This is a genomic window from Candidatus Methylomirabilota bacterium, assembly GCA_036002485.1.
In the GTDB taxonomy this organism is placed as follows: domain Bacteria; phylum Methylomirabilota; class Methylomirabilia; order Rokubacteriales; family CSP1-6; genus AR37.
The window spans coordinates 1-3,885 of the sequence record DASYTI010000126.1; the positions used below are offsets into that span (position 1 = coordinate 1).

General features: G+C 66.7%; 4 protein-coding genes. 1 reads left to right on the plus strand and 3 read right to left on the minus strand.

Annotated elements, in window-relative coordinates:
• From VGT00_13040 to VGT00_13050, 3 genes are all read right to left on the minus strand, one after another.
• On the minus strand, positions 1-703 hold a 703-nt coding region (locus tag VGT00_13040), incomplete at its 3' end, for an extracellular solute-binding protein (protein HEV8532338.1).
• A gap of 22 nt (positions 704-725) precedes the next feature.
• Positions 726-1,610, minus strand: coding sequence for a carbohydrate ABC transporter permease (locus VGT00_13045; GenBank protein ID HEV8532339.1), 885 nt, complete (start codon positions 1,608-1,610; stop codon positions 726-728).
• Complete coding sequence (locus VGT00_13050; protein ID HEV8532340.1) at positions 1,610-2,515, minus strand: sugar ABC transporter permease; 906 nt, start codon at positions 2,513-2,515, stop codon at positions 1,610-1,612. Before VGT00_13050 ends, VGT00_13045 begins: the two co-directional genes overlap by 1 nt.
• Positions 2,516-2,697: 182 nt before the next feature.
• On the opposite strand from VGT00_13050, the gene VGT00_13055 reads away from it, so the two are divergent.
• The coding region (locus tag VGT00_13055; GenBank protein ID HEV8532341.1) for a S1C family serine protease at positions 2,698-3,885 on the plus strand (1,188 nt) is incomplete at its 3' end.

Here is a 3,885-nt window from a genome sequence, read left to right on the forward strand (position 1 = left end):
CGCCGTACGAGAAGAAGCGCGAGCGCCACCAGTGGTACGAGTACCCGCTGCCCGAAGGCTTGTAGGAGGCGCCCGCCCCGAAGAGCTTGCGATCCGAGCCGTCCCAGCCCCAGCCGTTGAAGAACTCCGCCGCCTCGTCCCACTGCTTCCACGTCTTGGGGGGTAGGAGATCGCGACCGTACTTTGCCTTGAACTTGGTCCGGTTCTCCGGCCGCTCGAAGGCCACCTTGTTCCAGTACATCATGTGGATGTCGCCGTCGTAGGGCATGGACACGAGCTTGCCCTGGTAGCGCAGCATCACCTTGGCGAACACGGGGACGATGTCCTCCACGGCGAAGTCGAGTTTCAGCTTCTGCATCCACGGCTCGAGCGGCTCGAAGTGACGCCCGTAGTCCGGCATGTTCGAGGGCCCGAACATCACGAGGTCCCAGGGGCTCGAGCCGGAGTTGAACTCCAGGAGCGTCTTCGACACGAAGGCGTCGAGGGGGATAACCTCCGTCTCGATCTTCACGCCGAGTTTCTCGTACAGATCCTTCTCGACCAGGCTGAGCGAGTACTTGACGTACTCCGCATTCACCACCGCGCGGATGGTCTGGCCCTCATAGGGTCGGGCGGCGCCCACCGTGGGCACCTGCGAGCCGAGGAAGGCGACCAGACCCACGAGCATCACGACCACGACGATCAAGAGCGAAGCACGACGCATGGACGCCTCCTTGAGTTGACGGCTAGCCCTTGGTGCCGCCGAGGGCGAGACCCTTGACCAGATACCGCTGGAGCATGAAGGCGACGGCAAAGGCGGGCAGGACGCCCAGCACCACCGAGGCCGATGCCTCGCCATAGAACATGTCGGTGCCCCCCGACGTGAACGAGGTGACCAGCACCATCATGGTCTTCGTCTCGATCCCCGTGAGCACCACGGCGAAGAGGAACTCGTTCCAGGTGGCGATGAAGGCGAAGAGGGCAACCACCGCCATCCCGGGCGCGATGATGGGCACAACCACCTGGATGAGGGCGCGCAGGCGCGAGCAGCCGTCGATCATGGCCGCCTCCTCGATCTCCATGGGGAACTCGCGGAGGAAGCCCACGAGGAGCCATACCGCGAAGGGCACGTAGAGGACGGTGTACACGAGGACGAGGCCCAGATAGCTGTTCGTCAGCCCGAGCATCTTGTACATGATGTAGATGGGGATGATCAGCGCGATGGCGGGAAGCATCCGGAGCACGAGGAGGACGGTGGAGAGGAGCCCGCCCCCGAACCGCCAGCGCGCGATGGCATACGCGGTGGGCAAGCTGACCACGAGGGCCGCGAACATGCTGAGGGAGGAGATCACGAGGCTGTTCGTGAAGTAGCGGGCCCCGCTCGACCGGGTGAAGAGCGCGGCATAGTGCGCGAGCGACGGATCGGGGGGAATCCACACGGGCGGGAAGGTGAAGAAGTCCTCGTTGCCCTTGAGCGAGGTGGTGACGATCCAGAAGAACGGGCCCAGGAAGAAGACGAGGGCGACGAGCAGCCCGAGATAGGTCAGGAGGTGGGCGACCCCGCGCTGCGCCCGGCGGCGGTTCCTCCGCCGCGCGACTACCTGAGGCCGCCGCTCGACGGCGATGGCCATCAGGCCGCCCGTGCCTCGCGAAGGCGCTGGATCCACATGAAGAGCAGCGTGAGGACGAGCACGCCGCCCACGATCACGTAGGAGAGCGCGGCGGCGTAGCTCATGCGGAAGTCCTTGAAGCCCGCCAGGTAGGTGGTGAAGGCCACCGTCTCCGTGCTGCTTCCGGGGCCGCCGTAGGTCAGGACGAAGATCAGCCCGAAGAGCTTGGTCAGGTCGATGAGCCGGATCATCACGCCCACCACCATCGTGAACTTCAGAAGCGGCAGGGTGATCGACCAGAAGCTCTGCCACGGCCGGGCCCCGTCGGCCTTGGCCGCGTCGTACAGCTCCTGCGGAATGGACTGGATGCCCGCCAGGAGCACCAGCATCATGAACGGCGTGTTGTGCCACACCTCGACGAGCACGACGCTCATCAGGGCGAGGGCCGTCGACGCGAACCAGTCGAAGTACACGTCGATGAGGCCGAGCTGGAGCCCGAGGTTGTTGATGGCGCCGTACTTGACCCCGAACATCATCCGCCACGCCATGGCCGCCATGACGGGCGACACCATGGCGGGGATGGCCAGAAGCGCGGTGATGATCGGGCGGCCCCGGGCCACGCGGCTCAGGAGGAGGGCCAGCCCGAGTCCGAGGACCAGCTCCAGCACGAGGGACGGGGCGATGATGACCGCCGTGTTCCACACCGAGCCCATGAAACGCGGGTCCCTGAACAGGACCTCCTGGTAGTTCTTCGCCCCCACGAACTCGTACTCGGCCCCGACCGAAAGATCGAAGTTGTTGAGCGAGAGCCAGAAGGAATAGGCGAGGGGAAAGATGATGACGAGGGCGATGAGGGCGAGCGAGGGCGAGGCGAAAGCCCACGGTTCCCAGCGCTTGCGCTTCACGGCGAGGGCGAAGAGCCGCAACGAGCACTCCTTGACGAGTCGGTGAACGGAACGTGTGACGGGTGACCGAGACTCTGCCCTGCCCCTCCACTCTTGTCAAGGGCGAGGCCTCGGTCCGCCGTACAATGCGTGGGCGGAACGCCTGCGGTATAAACGAGGCAACGAGGTTCTGCGGGAGGCGGCATGATCAGGGCTCAGGCCCGATGCCCGGCCGCGAACCGCAAGGCCCCGTGGTCGCGTCCAAGCATCCAGCAAGCGAAGGGAGGGGGACTATCTCGACCACCGCGCGCGCCCTCGTGATCGGAGTACTGGCCTGCCTCCTGGCGGCCACCGTCCCCCCCGTGTCGGAGGCCGCGACGGAGTCGGAGCTCCAGTCGGCGGTCTTCCGCGCCAAGCCGGCCGTCGTCATGATCATGGTGCGCATCGGCGCCACGGCGACGGTGCGCTGCAGCGACGGATCGACCGCCGTCATCCAGCCCGGATCGATCGGCGAGCTCGGGAGCGGCTCCATCATCCACCCCGACGGCTGGATCGTGACGAATGGCCACGTGATCCAGCCCTACCAGGAGGGCGCCGACGGCGCCTTTGCCGCCGAGCTGCTCGAGAAAGCCGTGGCTGCGGCCTGCGCCGCCGAGCTGGACGGCCTGCCCGCCGCCGCGCAGACCCAGCGCATCCGCGCCCTCGCCGCGAGCCCCGAGAACCGTGCCGGCCTCGCCCTCGAGCGGACGCTCCAGGTCCACCTGTCCAATGGCAAGTCCTACCCGGCCGCGGTGAAGTTCTACAGCCCGCCCGCCTACGTGATCGTCGCCACCACCACGGATGCCTCCGGCAACCCCCGCAAGGAGCACGGCCGCGACGTGGCCATCCTGAAGATCGAGGACAAGGAGCTGCCCGTGGTTCGCCTGGCCAAGCACAGCACGGACCTGCACCTGGGCCAGGCCCTCTTCGTCATCGGCTTTCCGGGCGTCGTGGCCTCCCACGAGCTGCTCAGCCGCGCCACGCAGTACGAGCCCTCGATCACGACCGGACGCATCTCGGGCTTCAAGCAGGACATCGGCGGTCAGCGCGTGCTCCAGACCGACGCCGCCATCATCCAGGGCAACAGCGGGGGCCCCGTCTTCGACGACCGCGGGCAGGTCATCGGCGCGGCCACCTTCACCTCGCTCCAGGGCGAGCAGGTCGTCCAGGGCTTCAACTTCCTCATCCCCGTCGAGACCGTCCAGGAGGCCGCGGGCAAGGCGGGGGTGACACCCAAGGGCGACAGCATGTTCACGCGGCTGTGGAACCATGGGGTAGATCTCTACATCCGCGATCTGCACTACCGCGCCTACCGGAACATGAGCGCGGCCAACCGGATCCACCCGGGCTTCCCCGACGTGGAGCGCGTCCGC